Origin of the sequence: Neisseria sp. P0022.S009, from assembly GCF_051956675.1 — a bacterium.
Classification (GTDB): Bacteria; Pseudomonadota; Gammaproteobacteria; order Burkholderiales; family Neisseriaceae; genus Neisseria.
Genome location: NZ_JBQCXE010000008.1, coordinates 50,525 through 68,506, shown reverse-complemented (window position 1 = coordinate 68,506; position 17,982 = coordinate 50,525). Strand labels below are relative to the sequence as shown.

The 17,982-nt window shown below is 49.8% G+C and carries 16 protein-coding genes and 3 tRNA genes; 8 read left to right on the top strand and 11 right to left on the bottom strand.

Annotated features, from left to right (window positions below; translation table 11 throughout):
* The first annotated feature begins 69 nt into the window (after positions 1–69).
* The 3 genes from ACTHUG_RS10250 to ACTHUG_RS10240 all read left to right on the top strand — a co-directional run bounded on the left by ACTHUG_RS10250 (position 70) and on the right by ACTHUG_RS10240 (position 1,973).
* Positions 70–348 carry an ArsR/SmtB family transcription factor gene (locus tag ACTHUG_RS10250; protein WP_150537119.1) on the top strand — a complete coding sequence of 93 codons (279 nt, stop codon included), beginning with the start codon at positions 70–72 and terminating at the stop codon, positions 346–348.
* A 167-nt stretch (positions 349–515) separates the two neighbouring features.
* Positions 516–1,286 carry an exodeoxyribonuclease III gene (xth, locus tag ACTHUG_RS10245; RefSeq protein WP_440386699.1) on the top strand — a complete coding sequence of 257 codons (771 nt, stop codon included), beginning with the start codon at positions 516–518 and terminating at the stop codon, positions 1,284–1,286.
* A gap of 147 nt (positions 1,287–1,433) precedes the next feature.
* Entirely contained in the window at positions 1,434–1,973 is a 540-nt protein-coding gene (locus tag ACTHUG_RS10240) for a hypothetical protein (protein ID WP_049331754.1), read from the top strand.
* Between the two features lie 71 nt (positions 1,974–2,044).
* Here ACTHUG_RS10240 and murI read toward each other — a convergent pair whose 3' ends face one another.
* Together murI and ACTHUG_RS10230 are read right to left on the bottom strand one after the other, a co-directional pair.
* Positions 2,045–2,854, bottom strand: coding sequence for a glutamate racemase (gene murI / locus ACTHUG_RS10235; protein WP_003747483.1), 810 nt, complete (start codon positions 2,852–2,854; stop codon positions 2,045–2,047).
* Positions 2,855–2,915: 61 nt separating this feature from the next.
* On the bottom strand, positions 2,916–4,145 hold the full coding sequence (locus ACTHUG_RS10230; RefSeq protein ID WP_440386698.1) for a multidrug effflux MFS transporter: 1,230 nt from the start codon (positions 4,143–4,145) through the stop codon (positions 2,916–2,918).
* 241 nt (positions 4,146–4,386) lie between these two features.
* Here ACTHUG_RS10230 and ACTHUG_RS10225 point away from each other — a divergent pair, with 241 nt between their 5' ends.
* Positions 4,387–5,916: a helicase HerA-like domain-containing protein gene (locus ACTHUG_RS10225; protein ID WP_314058676.1), complete on the top strand. Its 1,530-nt coding sequence runs from the start codon at positions 4,387–4,389 to the stop codon at positions 5,914–5,916.
* Between the two features lie 66 nt (positions 5,917–5,982).
* On the opposite strand, the gene ACTHUG_RS10220 is transcribed toward ACTHUG_RS10225, so the two are convergent.
* From ACTHUG_RS10220 to ACTHUG_RS10210, 3 genes are all read right to left on the bottom strand, one after another.
* Entirely contained in the window at positions 5,983–7,338 is a 1,356-nt protein-coding gene (locus ACTHUG_RS10220) for a PFL family protein (protein ID WP_440386697.1), read from the bottom strand.
* A 15-nt stretch (positions 7,339–7,353) separates the two neighbouring features.
* Positions 7,354–7,626: an ACT domain-containing protein gene (locus ACTHUG_RS10215; RefSeq protein ID WP_440386696.1), complete on the bottom strand. Its 273-nt coding sequence runs from the start codon at positions 7,624–7,626 to the stop codon at positions 7,354–7,356.
* A gap of 107 nt (positions 7,627–7,733) precedes the next feature.
* Positions 7,734–8,873, bottom strand: a complete 1,140-nt coding sequence (locus ACTHUG_RS10210) for a polyamine ABC transporter substrate-binding protein (protein WP_440386695.1) — start codon at positions 8,871–8,873, stop codon at positions 7,734–7,736.
* Positions 8,874–9,201: 328 nt separating this feature from the next.
* On the opposite strand from ACTHUG_RS10210, the gene ACTHUG_RS10205 reads away from it, so the two are divergent.
* Positions 9,202–9,738: an RNA pyrophosphohydrolase gene (locus ACTHUG_RS10205; protein WP_003747493.1), complete on the top strand. Its 537-nt coding sequence runs from the start codon at positions 9,202–9,204 to the stop codon at positions 9,736–9,738.
* A 68-nt stretch (positions 9,739–9,806) separates the two neighbouring features.
* Positions 9,807–11,792: a DNA topoisomerase IV subunit B gene (gene parE / locus ACTHUG_RS10200; protein WP_049347957.1), complete on the top strand. Its 1,986-nt coding sequence runs from the start codon at positions 9,807–9,809 to the stop codon at positions 11,790–11,792.
* A gap of 208 nt (positions 11,793–12,000) precedes the next feature.
* Here the strand turns inward: parE and ACTHUG_RS10195 are convergent.
* The 4 genes from ACTHUG_RS10195 to ACTHUG_RS10180 form a co-directional block, all read right to left on the bottom strand.
* Positions 12,001–12,077, bottom strand: a tRNA-Asp gene (locus ACTHUG_RS10195).
* Between the two features lie 33 nt (positions 12,078–12,110).
* Positions 12,111–12,186, bottom strand: a tRNA-Val gene (locus tag ACTHUG_RS10190).
* Between the two features lie 125 nt (positions 12,187–12,311).
* Complete coding sequence (gene ribA, locus ACTHUG_RS10185; RefSeq protein WP_296115311.1) at positions 12,312–12,905, bottom strand: GTP cyclohydrolase II; 594 nt, start codon at positions 12,903–12,905, stop codon at positions 12,312–12,314.
* Positions 12,898–13,563 carry a hypothetical protein gene (locus ACTHUG_RS10180; protein ID WP_314577082.1) on the bottom strand — a complete coding sequence of 222 codons (666 nt, stop codon included), beginning with the start codon at positions 13,561–13,563 and terminating at the stop codon, positions 12,898–12,900. The genes ribA and ACTHUG_RS10180 overlap by 8 nt, the downstream gene beginning before the upstream one ends.
* 161 nt (positions 13,564–13,724) lie before the next feature.
* Here ACTHUG_RS10180 and ACTHUG_RS10175 point away from each other — a divergent pair.
* Both ACTHUG_RS10175 and ACTHUG_RS10170 read left to right on the top strand, forming a co-directional pair.
* Positions 13,725–13,809: transfer RNA gene (locus tag ACTHUG_RS10175), tRNA-Leu, on the top strand.
* A 158-nt stretch (positions 13,810–13,967) separates the two neighbouring features.
* Entirely contained in the window at positions 13,968–15,308 is a 1,341-nt protein-coding gene (locus ACTHUG_RS10170) for a DUF2868 domain-containing protein (protein WP_440386694.1), read from the top strand.
* Positions 15,309–15,381: 73 nt separating this feature from the next.
* Here the strand turns inward: ACTHUG_RS10170 and ACTHUG_RS10165 are convergent, their stop codons facing one another.
* A complete protein-coding gene (locus tag ACTHUG_RS10165; RefSeq protein ID WP_440386693.1) occupies positions 15,382–15,600 on the bottom strand; it encodes a hypothetical protein in 219 nt (72 codons plus the stop codon).
* A gap of 266 nt (positions 15,601–15,866) precedes the next feature.
* Positions 15,867–17,795 (bottom strand): molecular chaperone DnaK, encoded by a 1,929-nt coding sequence (gene dnaK, locus ACTHUG_RS10160; protein ID WP_049348822.1) that lies wholly within the window; start codon positions 17,793–17,795, stop codon positions 15,867–15,869.
* Positions 17,796–17,982 lie beyond the last annotated feature (187 nt).

Genomic DNA, 17,982 nt, shown 5'->3' with positions numbered 1-17,982 from the left:
CGTAATAAGAACTACAATCATCTCAATTTAACCAATATCAAGCGTTCATATAACAAAAGGAACAAAAACATGGAAATCAAACGTCTCTCTACCATTCTCAAACTGATTGCCAACCCCGAACGCATGGCCATCCTTTTCCTGCTGCTCGACGGCGACCGCAGCATTACCGAACTAGCACAAGCACTCGGCTCCTCCCCGACCGGCATCGCCAACCACCTCGCACGCCTGCGCACCGAAGGCATCATCGATTTCACGCGCTACCACCGCATCATCGAATACCGCCTCATCTCCGAAGAAGCCATCACCATCCTCAATACCCTGCGCACGCTCAAAGACCCTGCCGAATAAACAAATTATTCCACATCACAACAACAAGGCCGTCTGAAACATCAGCTTTCAGACGGCCTGCCACTTTCAACCCATATCGAAAAATAAACCAATCCGCTATACAATACCGCCCATGCCCACAGGCGCCATCCGCCGTCTTCCCACCCAACAGCACACACGGAAACATCATGAAAATCGCCACTTGGAACGTCAATTCCCTCAACGTCCGCCTGCCCCAAGTACAAAACTGGCTGGCCGACCACCAAGCCGACATACTCGCCTTACAAGAACTCAAACTCGACCAAGACAAATTCCCGGCCGCCGCCCTGCAAATGATGGGCTGGCATTGCGTCTGGAGCGGCCAAAAAACCTACAACGGTGTCGCCATCATCAGCCGCCACGAACCGCAAGACGTACATTGCGGCCTGCCCACCCTACCCGACGACCCGCAACGCCGCGTCATCGCCGCCACTATCAACGGCGTGCGCATCATCAACGTCTATTGCGTCAACGGCGAAGCCCTGGACAGTCCCAAATTCCAATACAAAGAACAATGGTTTGCCGCATTGACCGAGTTCGTCCACGCCGAAATGGCCGTACACCCCAAACTCATCCTGCTCGGCGACTTCAACATCGCCCCGGCCGATGCCGACTGCTACGACCCCGAGAAATGGCACGAAAAAATCCATTGTTCCTCCATCGAAAGACAATGGTTTAAAAACCTGCTCGACCTCGGCCTGACCGACAGCCTGCGCAAAGTCTACCCCGAAGGCGCGTTCTACACATGGTTCGACTACCGCGGCGCCATGTTCCAACGCAAACTCGGCCTGCGTATCGACCACATCCTCACCAGCCCCGAACTTGCCGCCAACCTTACCGACGTCACCGTCGACCTAGAAACCCGCGCCCAAGAACGCCCCAGCGACCATGCACCGGTAATCGCCGAGTTTGACTGTTAGATTTTGAGTGAATAAACAATAAGTCCGCCTGAAAACTGGATTTCAGACGGCCTTGGTATTGTGCACAATAAAATATAGATTGAATTCTCAAATCTATTTGTTTTTGAGATTACAATAAGAACAAAGTTTGAAAATTTAGGAGTACATATGTTACTAGATATTAATGAGGATTTTAAATTAGTCTATGATCTTTCTATTGAAATAGAAAGAGATCCAAGCTTTATGCATCTGGTTCAACAAGTAACCCTAGACCCCAATAAGCCGCATGTTGGTTTAAAAGGGAATTTAGGGTTATATGGATCTGAACTCTGGTGGGAAAATATAAAAAACAAAGTGATGAAAACAAATATTATTAGAGGAGTAATAAAAAGATGCTATAAAGCAGGCCAAGATAGCCAAGACTCGGTTAATTCATTCGAACTGATATTGCCTGATGGCCGAACATGGAATGAAAGTATCTATACAAATAACAGAAAAGATATTAACCTTTTTAAAATTGGTCATGAAGTTATTATATTTTATGCACATGATGAAATAAAACCATCTAATGGTATTAATGAACAAATAAGATATGCTGATACAGTTATTGAAATGGCTATATCAAAAAATGTTGTTATGGGCTACGCTGATAAATCTAGGTTTGTAAGATTTTTAATGTCTTTACGTCTATTGAAAACCAAAATATGAAAAAAGGTCGTCTGTTAATATTCAGACGACCTTCTTATTTTTACCTTTCAGACGGCCTTTAATATTTCCAATCAACCCAACGTTACCATCTCAATCTGCTCCATACTTCTACCCAAGAAGCGTTCGCCGATGGTGCGGAAGCGCAGTGGGATGTCGCTGACGTAGAAACGGTAATCCGGATTGTCGTTTTCCGTGTTCAGCAAACCTGCTTGCGCCAAGGCTTTGGCGGTGGCTTCGGCGGTGGTGATGGCGGAATCGACCAAGGTAACATTTTGTGCTTCACGGCCGATAAGCGGTTTGAGCAGTGGGAAGTGGGTACAACCCAACACCAGCGTGTCGATGTCGTCAGCCAAAAGCGGCTTCAGGTATTCGCGCACGGTCAGACGGGTGACTTCGTGATCGAGCCAGCCCTCTTCCACCAATGGCACAAGCAGGGGCGCGGCTTGCGTGCGCACCAGCGTGTCGTTGTTTTGCGAATGGATGGCGCGCGCATAGGCGTTGCTGTTGACTGTGGTATTGGTCGCGATAATGCCGATTCGGTTGTTTTTGGTGGTTTGCAAAGCGGCTTCCGCGCCGGCGGAGATGACGTCCAATACAGGCATATTGCCTGCTTTTTGGCGGATTTTTTGTCCGGCAACGGCGGCAATGGTGTTGCACGCGATGACGAGTGCCTTGACATCGTTTTCCAGCAGGAAATCGACAATCTGCATGGCGAAGGTTTCGATGGTGGCGCGGGATTTGGTGCCGTAGGGAACGCGTGCAGTATCGCCAAAATAGATGATGTTTTCCATCGGCAGGCGTTCCATCAGGGCGCGGACATTGGTCAAGCCGCCGACGCCGGAATCAAATACGCCGATGGGGCGTTGTTTGCTGGTACTCATGGTTAATTTCTTCAATATAGAGTTAAGGCCGTCTGAAACCGTTTTTCAGACGGCCTGAAGGTTAAACATATTCTTTTTTATCGTTTTCCATCCAAGCCTGATGCGAGCAAACCCACAACAGTACGATACCGCACACGGTCGAGCTCAACATCATACCGGCCATTACCAAGGCAGAACCATTATGCAGCCAAGTCGTGGCCATACCGACCGATGCGCCGATAAGGGATTGGAACACGCCTAAAACCGCATTTGCGCTGCCGCCCTCTGCGCTGAAATAGCTCATAAAGCAGGCTTGAGTGTTCGCACCGACCAAGCCTTGCGTACCGACTGAAAACATCACGCACAGCACCAAAGCCCACAAAGGCGGCAAAGACAGTAACAACACCAAAACAGCCATCAGCAAATTGGCGACAAATTGGACGATAATGCCCCATTTGAGGATGTTTTGCGGATGCGTACCGGTTTTCAAACGCCACGCGGTAACGCGGTTAAACGACATCATGGTAATGATATTGAGCGCAAATATCCAAGCATATTGGTTTGGTGAAACATGATACAGTTGTTGGTACACGAACGACGATTCGGTCAAAAAAGCAAACATCGAACCGAAACTGAAAGCTTGGAAAAACAAATAGCCCATCGCGGCACGCGTCCTCAAAACACGTTTAAACCTGCCGGCCACCACGCCGAACACGTCCATGCTGATTTTGCCTTTTTGGTGCGGCTTGGGCAGGAAATACCACATCAATCCCCAAAGCAGCAGCGAATAGCAGGCCAGAAAACCGAAAATCATGCGCCAGCCGCCCAAATTCTGCAAGCCCGCACCAATCATCGGCGCCATCAGCGGCACAATCATCAAAATAATACCGATTAAGGCAAACATCTGCGCGGCTTTGCGTCCGGAATAATAATCGCGCACCATCGCACCGGAAATTACCACGGTCATCCCTGCGCCAAACGCCTGCACGGCACGCAAGTTCAGCAGCTGCTCGACATTATTCACCATCGTCAAACCGACAACGGCGGCAAAGTAAATGCTCAAGCCCACCAAGGCGACAGGTTTGCGGCCTTTAATATCCGAAATCGAACCGCCGACCACCTGGCCAAACGCCACGCCAAACATAAAAAAGCTCAGGCTTTGCTCAATACGGTGGATGTCCGAACCCAGCGACTTCGCCATTTCGGGAATCGCAGGCAGATAGGCATCGACAGAAAACGGCATCAGCGCGACCAACATCGCCATCAGCACGGCCATGGTTTTTTCGCCCAAAGGGGCTTGTTGTGCAGTCATTCCGATTTTCGCTTTCGTAACAAATATTCAAAAAACAAAGAAAACAACCGCCTTGTCAGACGGTTGCGGATTGGATGGAATTATAGCAGATTTCAACCCCGTCCAATCACTGCACAAAAACCTTTGCAAAACTTAAGGCCGTCTGAAACTTCGTTTGGTTGAATCCCCCCGCCGCAAACGTTAAAATGCTTGTTTTTTAAGACAACACATTGTTTCACATCACGGATTCTAAGGAATAATCATGACTACATTTCAAATTGCGCGTGCCGACGGGAAAACGCTCGAAATCCAAGGCAAAATGGCCAACCGCCACGGCTTGATCGCCGGTGCGACCGGTACGGGTAAAACCGTTACCCTGCGCCGCATGGCGGAAGCCTTCAGCAGCGAAGGCGTCCCTGTATTCTTGGTCGATGTCAAAGGCGATTTGTCGGGCATCGCGCAAGCCGGTGCCAACAGCGGCAAAGTGGGCGAACGCATCGCCGAGTTTGATTTGGGCGAGCAATGGCTGCAAAGTTTCCCCGTGCGCTTTTGGGATGTTTACGGCGAAACCGGTATTCCCGTACGCGTAACCGTTTCCGAAATGGGCCCTATGCTTTTGGCTCGCCTGATGAATCTGAACGACACGCAGGAAGGCCTGCTCAACCTCGTGTTCAAAGTTGCCGACGACAGAGGCTGGCACATTCTGGACTTGAAAGACCTGCGCAGCATGCTGAAACACGTTTCCGACCACGCTTCGGAATACCGTACGCAATACGGCAACGTCTCCGCCGCCAGTATCGGCGCGATTCAACGCCAACTGCTGACTTTGGAAAACGAAGGCGCAGAAAAATTCTTCGGCGAACCTTCCCTCAACCTGCAAGACTGGATGCAGACCGACAACGGTAAAGGCGTCATCAACATCCTCAATTCCGAAAAACTGATGCGCTCGCCGCGTATGTACAGCGCGTTTTTGCTGTGGATGTTGGCAGAATTGTTTGAAACCCTGCCCGAAGTCGGCGATTTGGACAAACCAAAATTCGTGATGTTCTTCGACGAAGCGCATTTGATGTTCGACAATGCCGCCAATGCACTGGTCGAACAAATCGAACAAGTCGTGCGCCTGATCCGCTCCAAAGGCGTGGGCGTATATTTCGTCACCCAAAACCCGCTCGATTTGCCCGACACCATTCTCGGCCAACTAGGTAACCGCGTACAACACGCCCTGCGCGCCTTCACGCCGCGCGACCAAAAAGCAGTCAAAGCCGCCGCCGAAACCTTCCGCAGCAATCCGAATATCAAAGTTGCCGAAGCGATTGCCGAACTGGGCGTCGGCGAAGCACTCGTTTCCTTCCTCGACGAAAAAGGTATGCCCGAGCCGGTAGAACGCGCGCTCGTCCTGCCGCCGCAATCTTCCTTGACCCCGCTTGCCGCCGAAGAGCGCAACCGCTTGTTCCAAAACGACGATTTATATCCGACCTACAAAGACATGGTGGACAACTATTCCGCCTTTGAAGCCTTAGCCGAAGCAGACAGCCAAGCAGCCGCTGAAAAAGAAGCCGCAAATGCTGCCAAAGAGCAGGAGAAAGCACAAAAAGCCGCAGAAAAAGAAGCCGCCAATGCCGATCCCGGCATCCTCGGCGGATTGCTCGGCGGCTTGAGCGGCGGACGTAAAAAATCCGGCCAAGGTTTGGGCTACAACGTTGCCGATGCCATCGGCAGCCAAATCAACCGCCAAGTAACCAACGCCATTTCACGCAGCGTAATGGGCATTATTAAAAATATGTTCAAATAATCAGCCTGCAAACATAAAAGGCCGTCTGAAAATCAATTTCAGACGGCCTTTTGTTTATCAATCCAATCAGTTCTTCATCGATTGAACCGGAGCCGGGATTCTACCGCCTCGGTTGACGAACACTTCGCAAGAACCTTCTTTAACCGGCATTACAGGTGCGTAGCCCAGCAGGCCGCCGAACTCGACGCTGTCGCCGACGGTTTTTCCGGTTACCGGAATGATGCGCACAGCAGTGGTTTTGCTGTTGATCATGCCGATGGCGGCTTCATCGGCGATGATACCGGAAATCGTGTGCGCAGGCGTGTTGCCGGGGACGGCAATCATGTCCAAACCAACGGAGCAGACAGCGGTCATGGCTTCGAGTTTGTCCAGCGTCAGCACACCAGCTTCGGCAGCGGCAATCATGCCCTCGTCTTCCGAAACGGGGATAAACGCGCCGCTCAAACCGCCGACCGCGCTGGAAGCCATCATGCCGCCTTTTTTCACGGCATCGTTCAGCAAGGCCAAAGCCGCTGTCGTGCCGTGCGTACCGCAGACGCTCAAGCCCATTTCTTCAAGAATGCGTGCCACCGAGTCGCCGACGGCAGGGGTTGGTGCTAACGACAAGTCGAGAATACCAAACGGGATATTCAGCATTTTTGAAGCTTCGCGGCCGATGAGTTCGCCCACGCGGGTAATTTTGAAAGCGGTTTTCTTCACGACTTCCGCAACTTCGGTCAATGTTGTTGCATCTGAGTTTTCCAACGCGGCTTTTACGACACCCGGACCGGATACGCCGACATTGATAACGGCATCCGCTTCACCCGAGCCGTGAAACGCGCCCGCCATAAACGGATTGTCTTCCACCGCATTGCAGAACACGACGATTTTGGCGCAGCCGAAACCTTCGGGCGTGATTTCGGCCGTGCGTTTGATGGTTTCGCCTGCCAGCTTGACCGCATCCATATTGATACCGGCGCGCGTGCTGCCGATATTGATGGAGCTACATACGATATCGGTAGTCTTCATGGCTTCGGGAATGGAACGGATCAGCACTTCATCTGAAGGCGACATACCTTTTTGCACCAGCGCGGAAAAGCCGCCGATAAAAGACACGCCTATCGCTTTGGCTGCCTTGTCCAAAGTTTGCGCCACGCTGACGTAAGAATCAGCATGGGTGGCCGCGGCGATTTGGGCAATCGGCGTGACGGAAATGCGCTGATTCACAATCGGCACGCCATATTTGGCAGACAGATGTTTCGCCGTCGCGACCAAGTCTTTGCCGACCGTGGTGATTTTATTGTAAATGTTTTGGTTCAACACATTGATATCGCTGCTGATGCAGTCGTGCAAATCAATGCCGATGGTAATGGTGCGCACGTCAAAATTCTGGTCGGCCACCATTTTGACGGTTTCTAAAATCTCGCCGGATTGAATACTCATGGCTCTCCCTCCGACTTAAATACGGTGCATGGCTTGGAAAATTTCTTCGTTTTGCATACGGATATCAAGCGCGAGTTTTTTGCTCTCTTCCGCAAACAAATCCAAAATCCCTTGACGCGATTTGGTGCATTTTGAAGTGTCTACCAAAATAATCATGGTAAAAAAATCGTCCATCAGCTGTTGGCTGATGTTGAGAATATTGATTTGGTTTTCCGCTAAAATTTTGGAAACGTCGTACACAATGCCCACACGGTCTTTACCGATGACGGTGATGACTGAATTGTTCATAACGCTGTTTCTCCTCATAGGATATTTGAAAAATGTTGACAATTATAACACTCAGGCCGTCTGAAAAACTGTTTCAGACGGCCTGAGTATTCAAATTTCAATTTTAATTATCGCCCTGCTTTCAAAGCCTGCCACAGGCGAACGCTGAGTTTGCTCGCATCGGTTGACTTGGGAGAGACGATAAAGCTTTTTTCCATCAATTCCTTACTTGGGAAAATCGATTCGTCAGAGGTGTATTTTTCATCCATCAAATCCCGCGCCGGACGGCTGGCCGGGCCATAAGTCACATAGTTGCCGTTTTTGGCCGCCGTTTCCGGGTTGAGCGTGTGATTGATGTATTTGTGTGCATTAGCCACGTTTTGCGCATCACGCGGAATCATCAGCGAATCCACCCAAATACCGACGCCGTTTTTCGGTGTCAATACTTCGATTTCTACGCCGTTTCCGGCTTCTTTGGCACGGGTTTTGGCAATATTGAGGTCGCCGCCATAGCCTACCGATACGCAAAGGTTGCCGGCAGCCATATCGTCGATATAGCCGGACGAGGTAAAGCGTTTGATGTCGGGACGCACTTTTTTCATCATATCGACGGCGGCTTTGATGTCCTCAGGGTTTTCGCTGTTCGGGTCTTTGTCCAAATAATGCAAAGCCAAAGGAATCTGCTCGATGGCGCTGTCGAAATAGCTGATGCCGCAGGATTTCAGTTTTCGGGTGTATTCAGGGTTGAACACCAAATCCCATTCGTTTTCAGGCAGCTTGTCCGTACCCAAAGCCTTTTGAACCTGCTGTTTGTTAATCGCCAGCGTATTGATACCCCAGAAATAAGGGACGGCATATTCGTTGCCCGGATCGACGGTTTCCATCATTTTTAACAAATCGGGATCGATATTGGCGTAATCGGGAATTTGCGATTTGTCGATTTTTTGATACGCGCCGGCTTTAATCTGACGGCCGACATTGGCAATAGACGGCGCAACCAGGTCATAACCCGACTTGCCGGTCAGCAGCTTGGCTTCCAGCGCTTCGTTGCTGTCGTAGTAATCGTAGCGGACGTTGATATGCGTTTTGTTTTCAAACGCAGACAGCGTGGCCGGATCGACATAATCCGACCAGTTGTAGATATTGAGTTTATCGGTTTGGGAAGAGGAAGTTTGAGATGCGGAAGATTCTGCGGCGGTTCCTTGTCCGCCGCTGCACGCAGTCAAGACGAGGCTCACGATTGCCGCCGCCATCAAAGATTTTTTCATGGTTTCAGACCTTTTGTTCGGGGGGTAAAAATATTGCAGCGGTGGCAGATGCCACTTACAAAAGGGAAACTGTGGGGGCGGCCGGCATGTGTCCTTTGCCCTTGATTCAGCAAGGTCTGCATTAAACGGCAAAAAGCTTTTGAATGCAAGACCTTAAAGCAGAAAAAATTCTCCCTTTTCAGACGGCCTGAAGCTATGGTTTTATTCATAAACAACATTTTTTCAGAAACGGTTTCATGCCGTCTGGAAAAAACTGTATGCTTATTCAGACGGCCTCAAGATTTGTCAAAACCGCCCAATTTGTGGGAAAATTGCACGATTGAATTTAATGAAGGGCGACCCCGTGTTAGACAGAGAAGGCTATCGCCCCAATGTCGGTATTATCCTGATTAACGAACGTAACGAAGTCTTTTGGGGCAAACGCGTACGCGAACATTCTTGGCAGTTTCCGCAAGGCGGCATCAAGCCGGGCGAAAGTCCGGAGACCGCCATGTACCGCGAGTTGTACGAAGAAGTCGGCCTGCTGCCGCAACATGTCAAAATTATCGGCCGCACGCGCGACTGGCTGCGCTATGACGTGCCCAGCCACTGGGTGCGCCGCGAATGGCGCGGTTCGTATCGCGGACAAAAACAGATTTGGTATCTTTTGCGTTTGGTCGGCCGCGACAGCGACGTCAACCTCCGCGCCTGCCATCATCCTGAATTCGACGGCTGGCGTTGGCATCAATACTGGGCGCCGGTTGACGAAGTCATCGACTTCAAGCGCGGCGTGTATTTGGGCGCATTGACCGAACTTTCCCGTTTCTTGCGCGGCATAGAAAGCTATGAAGAATTTATCCGTCGCAATCCAATAGAAAACCTATAACCCCAACGCTTTCAGGCCGTCTGAAAGCGTTGTTTTTCATCCTTTCAGACGGCCTTTACATTATTCCTATGGCTAAAAACAATCAATACAGCGAATCCAGCATCACCGTCCTCAAAGGTTTGGAGCCGGTCAAAGAACGTCCCGGCATGTACACCCGTACCGACAGCCCGACCCATATCTGTCAGGAAGTGATTGATAACGCGGCGGACGAGGCGTTGGGCGGTTTCGCAACTGAAATTGACGTGCAAATTCATGAAGACGGTTCGCTTTCCGTGCGCGACAACGGCCGCGGTATTCCCGTCGGCCTGCACCCTGAAGAAGGCGTACCCGTAGTCGAACTCGTGTTCACCCGTCTGCACGCAGGCGGCAAGTTCAATAAAAAAGACGGCGGCAGCGCGTATGCCTTTTCGGGCGGCCTGCACGGCGTCGGCGTATCCGTGACCAACGCCCTCTCCACCCGCCTTGAGGTAACGGTCAAACGCGAAGGCAAAATCCACCGCATCGTCTTTTCCGGTGGCGACGTCATCGAGCCTTTGACTGAAGTGGGCAAATGCGCCGTCAAAGACAGCGGCACCGAAGTGCGCGTGTGGCCAGACGGCAAATATTTTGAAAGCCCGAATTACAGCATTCCCGAACTCGAACGCTTATTGCGCGCCAAAGCTGTATTGCTGCCAGGTGTGCGCGTTTCTCTGACCCGTCCGGTTAAAGGCGAAGACGAAGCATACACCCAAACTTGGCACTACCCGGACGGCCTGAAAAGCTATCTGACCGACCTGATTGCCGACGCGCAGGAAGCCGTGCCTATCTTCTCCTGTGAAAACTACATTTCAGACGGCCACAACGGCGATTTCAGCATCGGCGAAGGCGCTGCGTTTGCCCTGACTTGGCTGGAAGAAGGCTCGTGCGCCAACGAAAGCTACGTCAACCTCATCCCTACTCCGTTGGGCGGCACGCACGAAGCAGGCTTGAAACAAGCCGTGTTCAACGCCGTCAACAACTTCATCAATCTGCACAATCTCTTGCCGCGCGGCGTAAAAGTGCAAAGCGACGACGTGTTCAGCAAAACTGCCTTCGTCCTCTCTGCCCGCGTCCTCGACCCGCAGTTCCAAGGTCAGACCAAAGACAAACTGACCAACCGCGACGCGCTGAAACTCGTTGCCGCCGTATCGGGCGACCCTTTGGAATTGTGGCTGAACCAAAACGTGGACTTCGGCAAAAAAATCGCCGAACTCGCTATCCGTCAGGCACAAGCGCGGATGCGTTCGGTTAAAAAGATTGAAAAGAAAAAAGGCAGCGGCGTCGCCGTCCTGCCCGGCAAACTGACCGACTGCGAAAGTGAAGACATCCGCGAAAACGAACTCTTCCTCGTCGAAGGCGATTCCGCCGGCGGCTCCGCCAAACTCGCCCGCGACAAAGCCACCCAAGCCATCCTGCCCCTGCGCGGCAAAGTGCTCAACAGCTTCGAAGTCCACCCCGACCAACTCTTCGGCAACGCCGAAATCCATGATATTTCCGTCGCCATCGGCGTCGATCCGCACGGCATCAACGACAATCCCGATTTAAGCGGCCTGCGTTACGGCAAAATCGCTATCCTGTCCGATGCCGACGTGGACGGCTCGCATATTCAAGTTTTGCTGTTGACCCTGTTCTACCGCCACTTCCCGAAACTGATTGCCGACGGACACATCTACGTCGCCCAACCGCCGCTGTTCCGCGTCGATGTCAACGCACAAGGCAAGAGCAAACCCGCCCGCAAATTCTACGCCCTCGACCAAAACGAACTCGACAGCATTTTGGAGCGACTGCAAAAAGAAGGCGTTAAAGAAACTGCTTATTCCATCAGCCGTTTCAAAGGCTTGGGCGAGATGAACCCCGACCAGCTCAAAGACACCACCATGCACCCTGACACCCGCCGCCTGTTGCAGGTACAAATCCCCGAAGGCGCAGATGACGAAACACGCGACATCTTCGTCAAACTGATGGGCAAAGGCGAAGCCGCCGCCCGCCGCGCATGGATGGAAAAAGAAGGCGATACGGCAGAATTGGATATTTAATCCATTGTTTCAATAGACTAAAGGCCGTCTGAAACTTTAAAAGCTTCAGACGGCCTTTTTTAAAACATAAGAAAATTAAGATTAACAATATTTCAATTTCTATACACTGCTGTTATTTACCGGTTTCTATTTTCGCGGCTTAATTTTGCCTTTAACCTTTAATAAGACAAACAAAAAAGCACTGATATAATCAGTGCTTTTTAAATAATGGCGCGGCGGACGGGGCTCGAACCCGCGACCCCCGGCGTGACAGGCCGGTACTCTAACCAACTGAGCTACCACCGCGCATCCACTGTCAAAGACAATGAAAAGGAAACTTGGTGGGTGATGACGGAGTCGAACCGCCGACATTCTGCTTGTAAGGCAGACGCTCTACCAACTGAGCTAATCACCCGATAAGCCGACATTAAATCAAAAAATCAGATTACGCGCAAGGTTTTTATTTAAATAAAAACATATCCCATTGAAAGAATATAGAATATTTTATTTAACAATAAAAATAACCGTTATACCCATCTATCAATCAAAAATCAAATGCCCCAATTTATCCGCTTTGGTATGCAGATAACGCTCATTTTCCACATTTTCGCCGACATGTAATGCAATGCGTTCAACCACATTAATGCCGGAATCTTTCAACGTTTGAATTTTCTCAGGGTTATTAGTCAGCAACCTGACTTCACGAATATTCAGATAATCATAAATCTGCTTGGCCAAAGTAAAGTCGCGCGCATCAACAGGAAGGCCGAGCGCAACATTGGCCTCAACCGTATCCAAGCCTTGGTCTTGCAGTCGATAAGCACGGATTTTGTTTATCAAACCAATGCCCCTGCCTTCTTGGCGCAAATATACGATAACACCGCGCCCTTCTTTCTGAACGGCCTGCATCGCTGCTTGAAGCTGAGGGCCGCAATCACATTTCACCGAAAATAAAGCATCGCCGGTCAAGCACTCGGAATGAATACGCGACAACACAGGCAGGCCGTCTGAAACATCGCCCATTGTCAATGCAACATGTTCCTGTCCGCCCTCTTCTTCGAAGCCGTGCATGGTAAATTCGCCCCATTCCGTAGGCAAACGGCATGACGCGACAAACTTCAACGCGTTACTCATTTTCCGCTTCCTCGTTTTCAGCCACGCCTAAGAGGTTTTTCAAAGGTTCCGCCAAGGCCAATGCAAGGGCAATCCAGGCCACCAATACTTCGTCAGGCGCACCGTCTTTGACATCAAATTCAGCATGTACCACACCCAAAACCGCACCGCTGGGCATACAAACAGGAACAGAAATCTGACTCAAGCCGGGATGATTACGTTCGGCTGATAATTCACCGATTTCCTGCCAATACGCCACATTCTGGCAAACATTCATCCAGCCGCTTTGCGCCGTACGCACAGCCAAAAAAGCCTGCCCGGCCGGCTCATCGATTGGAATCACATTTTCCAACGGCACGCCCCAACGGCTCAGCCGAACCAGCGACAACGCACCATCTTTCGGAAACGCAGTATAAACCGCTGCACTTTTCAAATGCTCGGTGCGCTCGGCAACTGAATCCAAAGCCATAAAAATCTGTTTCAGCAATAATTCATGTTCGGCATCGACATAATCCGCCAATTGCCAACCGTCTTCAGACGGCCACAAAATCGAACGCTCAACCGAAGCATTGCCCATTTTAATCACAGCCTGGGCAGTCAAATAAGCAACATGTATCTCATCCGCAGGCAACTTCAAACCTTGCGTCTGCAAAAAATCTTTAATCAATAAAGCAGGCATCAGCCCTTCCTCACCAAATGGAAAGTTGAGGCCGTCTGAAAACAAACCCTGCTTTCAGACGGCCGGAATAAGTCATTATATAAGGGATAAACCGACAAATTCAAGCAAACAAGACTTTGCGCCCCCATTAATCTTGTGTATAATCCACGATTCAAATTAGTGCGGACGTGGCGAAATTGGTAGACGCACCAGATTTAGGTTCTGGCGCCGCGAGGTGTGAGAGTTCGAGTCTCTCCGTCCGCACCACACTCAAAATAAGCAGCTTTCGGGCTGCTTTTTTTACATCTATTCCACTATATACCCAAAATCAAAACTGCTTTTAATTTTTTGACCTTTGCAAAAAAGGGGTTTATTTGTGGGTATAACAGACGTTTCCATTTTATCTTTCAGACGGCCTATCATTTATGTTGAATCCATCGCAAAAACTTGTCGAGTTGGTCCGTATCCTTGAAGAGCGTGCCTATATTTTTCCGGGAGATCCTGTGCAGGCGACGGAAGCGTTGCGACATATTGACGGCGGCAATGAGGAAAAACTGATACGCCGCGCTCAAATTATCGACCGCGACAAGCATTTGAAATATGTGTTGCAACAGGTGGAGACAGGCTCGTTTTGGCTTTGGATTGTTGCGGCGACGTTGTTGTTTACGGTCGGTTTTTCCAGCACTTATCTGTTGATGGACAATCAGGGACTGAACTTTTTTCTGGTATTGGCCGGGATTTTGGGCATGAATACGGTCATGCTGCTGGTGTGGCTGGCGACTTTATTCCTGCGTTTGAAAAATGTGCACTTTATCAGCAGTCCGGCAACTTGGTTCCGAGGTAAAGACCCGGTCAATCAGGCAATTTTGCGGCTTTATATGGGCGAATGGCGCAAACCGCAAACGCGTTGGCTGATTGGCGCAACCTCACACAGTCTGTGGCTTTGTACGCTGTCGGGGATGTTGGTTTCTGTTTTGCTGCTGCTTTTGGTGCGTCAATATACGTTCAACTGGGAAAGTACGCTTTTAAGCAATACGGCATTGGTGAAAACGGTTGAGGCTTTGTCATGGCTGCCGGAACGTTTGGGCTTTCCTGTTCCCGACAGTCAGGCCGTAATTGCAGGCCGTCTGAACAATCATATCGAAGATGCGCGCGCTTGGGCGGGTTTACTCATCGGCAGCATTATCTGCTATGGCATTCTGCCTCGCTTGATTGCTTGGCTGGCTTGCAAGATTACTTTAAAAACCCTTCGCGAACGTTTGGATCTGAATCGGCCCTACTATCAAAACATTCTCCGCACATGGCAGACGAAGATTGTCGATGCCGATGATTTTCAGGAAAACATCGTTCCCGTTTCATCCAAAATTACGCTGAATAATGCGCCCAAATGGGCTGTTACACTGGAAACGGAATGGCCTGATCCGCTTTGGTTTTCCGGCGTTTTGGCGCAAGAGTGGATAGACAAAGGCGTAGTCGCCGGCAGAAAAGATTTGGAACAATTGGAAGCCGAATTGAAACAAACTCCGGCGCAACTTCTCATCGGCGTACGCACGCAAACTGTTCCCGATCGCGGCATTCTGCGTCAAATCAGCCGCTTGGCCGAAGCTACGGATAGCGGCGTTATCATTCAACTTTTGAATCAAGACAGTTTCTCTAAAGATTTGGATACCAAACTGGATTATTGGCGCGATGCGCTGGCAGAGAGAAACATTGCCTGGCTGGAGCCGACCCGTTTGGCACAAGAAAAACGGCAAAGCGCTATTTAACAGATAAACCGAAGGCCGTCTGAAAACTGATGTTTGGGTTTCAGACGGCCTTATTTATTGTTGAGGATTCATCTTAATGAGGTTCATGGCGATGCTCTTGATGATGTTTGGGCTTCGGTGCGTGGTGTTTGGCTTTAGGTGCAGGTTTTTTCATTTTTTGCGGTTTGGCTTTTGTGTGCATACGCTCTTGTTTCGGATGCATGTCGTGTTTGCCATGCGCAGAAGCGACTGGTGCCAAGACCAAACCGGCAGCGGCAACCATCAAAGAGGTCATTTGAATCAGTTTTTTCATATTTATCTTCTTTCAAGAGGTTGATTTGAGGTAAAAATAAGCATTTATTCGCACTCAAGCGATGGACAAATATTAATGGCTTTGACTGTCAGCTGCTGTCAGCATTCGGCGAAATCTGTTCAAAATTCGGCAATAGAAGTATGGCAACACAATGATGCAATAAGGTTTTGAAAGTTTACCGTCAATTTTGACAAAGCGTCTTTACACATTCCCCAAACAACAAAAAGCGCGAACCTTTCGATTCGCGCTTTTTCAGACGGCATCAATTATTTTTTGTCGTCTTTTACTTCTTCAAAGTCGGCATCTACAACGTCGTCGTCTTTCTTGGCAGAAGACTCGGCTTGTGCGCCCTCGCCTGCTTGTGCTTCGGCTTGCGCTTGAGCGTAAACCATTTCGCCCAGTTTTTGGCTGGCAGTACCCAAAGCTTCGGCTTTAGCATCGATAGCGGCTTTGTCGTCGCCTTTAACGGCTTCTTCAGCTTCTTTCAACGCTGCTTCGATTTTTTCTTTCTCGGCAGCATCGAGTTTGTCGCCGTAGTCGGCCAAAGATTTTTTCACGGAGTGAATCAGGGCTTCGGCTTGGTTGCGTGAAGCGACCAATTCAGTCAGTTTTTTATCTTCTTCAGCGTTGGCTTCGGCATCTTTCACCATGCGTTCGATTTCTTCTTCGCTCAAACCTGAAGAACCTTGGATGGTGATGTTGGCGGCTTTGCCGGTACCTTTGTCTTTGGCAGAAACGTGCAAGATACCGTTGGCGTCGATGTCGAAAGTAACTTCAATTTGTGGCATACCGCGTGGTGCAGGTGCGATGTCGGTCAAGTTGAACTGACCCAAAGACTTGTTGGCAGAAGCGCGTTCGCGTTCGCCTTGCAGCACATGGATGGTTACCGCGCTTTGGTTGTCTTCGGCAGTAGAGAACACTTGAGACGCTTTAGTCGGAATAGTAGTGTTCTTTTGAATCAGCTTGGTCATCACGCCGCCCATGGTTTCGATACCCAAGGACAGAGGGGTTACGTCCAGCAGCAATACGTCGCTGCGGCCGCCGCTCAATACTTCGCCTTGAATTGCTGCACCTACGGCAACGGCTTCGTCAGGGTTCACGTCTTTGCGAGGCTCTTTGCCGAAGAAGTCTCGAACGGCTTCTTGTACTTTCGGCATACGGGACTGACCGCCGACCAAAATCACGTCGTCGATGTCGCTGGTGCTCAAGCCGGCATCTTTCAATGCGATTTTGCAAGGCTCGATAGAACGTTGGATCAAATCTTCAACCAGGCTTTCGAATTTGGCACGGGTAATTTTCATGGCCAAGTGTTTCGGACCGGTTGCGTCCATAGTAATGTACGGCAGGTTGATTTCGGTTTGCTGACCGCTGGACAATTCGATTTTGGCTTTCTCGGCAGCTTCTTTCAGGCGTTGCAGAGCCATGACGTCTTGTTTCAAATCAATGCCTTGTTCTTTTTTGAACTCGTCAATGATGTAGTCGATCAAGCGTTGGTCGAAGTCTTCGCCGCCCAAGAAGGTGTCGCCGTTGGTTGCCAATACTTCGAATTGTTTGTCGCCGTCGATGTTGGCGATTTCGATGATGGAAATATCGAAAGTACCGCCACCCAAGTCATACACGGCGATTTTACGGTCTTTGCTGTCGCCTTTGTCCATACCGAATGCCAAAGCGGCTGCGGTCGGTTCGTTGATGATGCGTTTTACTTCCAAACCTGCGATGCGGCCTGCGTCTTTAGTTGCTTGACGTTGGCTGTCGTTGAAGTAGGCAGGAACGGTAATCACGGCTTCGGTTACTTTTTCGCCCAAGTAAGCTTCGGCAGCCTCTTTCATTTTACGCAAAACTTCTGCGGAAATTTGAGGAGGAGACAGCTCTTTACCTTGTGCTTTTACCCATGCGTCGCCATTGTTGGCTTTGATGATTTCAAAAGGCATGGATTCGATGTCGCGTTGTACTTCTTTGTCTTCAAATTTGTGGCCGATCAAACGTTTGGCCGCGTAAATAGTGTTTTTAGCGTTGGTTACCGCTTGGCGTTTTGCAGGTGCGCCGACGAGGATTTCGCCGCCGTCCAAATAAGCGATAACGGAAGGAGTGGTGCGTGCGCCTTCTGCGTTTTCGATTACTTTGGTTTGACCGTTTTCAGAAATGGCCAAACAAGAGTTGGTTGTACCTAAGTCAATACCGATTACTTTTGCCATATTATGTTGCTCCTAAATAAACTTTTCTTAATTAATAATCCTGTGGAACATTTCGTTCCGATGGCTTGTAAATAAGGTTGCTTCATTTTTTTTCAAGGCCTATTTTGAATTTTTTTTAAGATTAAATTCAAGTGCTTGATTTATTTATCCACAAGCCGTTTATTCTTTTTTCAGACGGCCCGGTTTT

Excerpts from the sequence above, each read along its gene's own strand:
- ACTHUG_RS10250 (WP_150537119.1), top strand. The coding sequence starts at position 70 with ATGGAAATCAAACGTCTCTCTACCATTCTCAAACTGATTGCCAACCCC.
- xth (WP_440386699.1), top strand. The coding sequence starts at position 516 with ATGAAAATCGCCACTTGGAACGTCAATTCCCTCAACGTCCGCCTGCCC.
- ACTHUG_RS10240 (WP_049331754.1), top strand. The coding sequence starts at position 1,434 with ATGTTACTAGATATTAATGAGGATTTTAAATTAGTCTATGATCTTTCT.
- murI (WP_003747483.1), bottom strand. The coding sequence starts at position 2,854 with ATGAGTACCAGCAAACAACGCCCCATCGGCGTATTTGATTCCGGCGTC.
- ACTHUG_RS10230 (WP_440386698.1), bottom strand. The coding sequence starts at position 4,145 with ATGACTGCACAACAAGCCCCTTTGGGCGAAAAAACCATGGCCGTGCTG.
- ACTHUG_RS10225 (WP_314058676.1), top strand. The coding sequence starts at position 4,387 with ATGACTACATTTCAAATTGCGCGTGCCGACGGGAAAACGCTCGAAATC.
- ACTHUG_RS10220 (WP_440386697.1), bottom strand. The coding sequence starts at position 7,338 with ATGAGTATTCAATCCGGCGAGATTTTAGAAACCGTCAAAATGGTGGCC.
- ACTHUG_RS10215 (WP_440386696.1), bottom strand. The coding sequence starts at position 7,626 with ATGAACAATTCAGTCATCACCGTCATCGGTAAAGACCGTGTGGGCATT.
- ACTHUG_RS10210 (WP_440386695.1), bottom strand. The coding sequence starts at position 8,873 with ATGAAAAAATCTTTGATGGCGGCGGCAATCGTGAGCCTCGTCTTGACT.
- ACTHUG_RS10205 (WP_003747493.1), top strand. The coding sequence starts at position 9,202 with ATGAAGGGCGACCCCGTGTTAGACAGAGAAGGCTATCGCCCCAATGTC.
- parE (WP_049347957.1), top strand. The coding sequence starts at position 9,807 with ATGGCTAAAAACAATCAATACAGCGAATCCAGCATCACCGTCCTCAAA.
- ribA (WP_296115311.1), bottom strand. The coding sequence starts at position 12,905 with ATGAGTAACGCGTTGAAGTTTGTCGCGTCATGCCGTTTGCCTACGGAA.
- ACTHUG_RS10180 (WP_314577082.1), bottom strand. The coding sequence starts at position 13,563 with ATGCCTGCTTTATTGATTAAAGATTTTTTGCAGACGCAAGGTTTGAAG.
- ACTHUG_RS10170 (WP_440386694.1), top strand. The coding sequence starts at position 13,968 with ATGTTGAATCCATCGCAAAAACTTGTCGAGTTGGTCCGTATCCTTGAA.
- ACTHUG_RS10165 (WP_440386693.1), bottom strand. The coding sequence starts at position 15,600 with ATGAAAAAACTGATTCAAATGACCTCTTTGATGGTTGCCGCTGCCGGT.
- dnaK (WP_049348822.1), bottom strand. The coding sequence starts at position 17,795 with ATGGCAAAAGTAATCGGTATTGACTTAGGTACAACCAACTCTTGTTTG.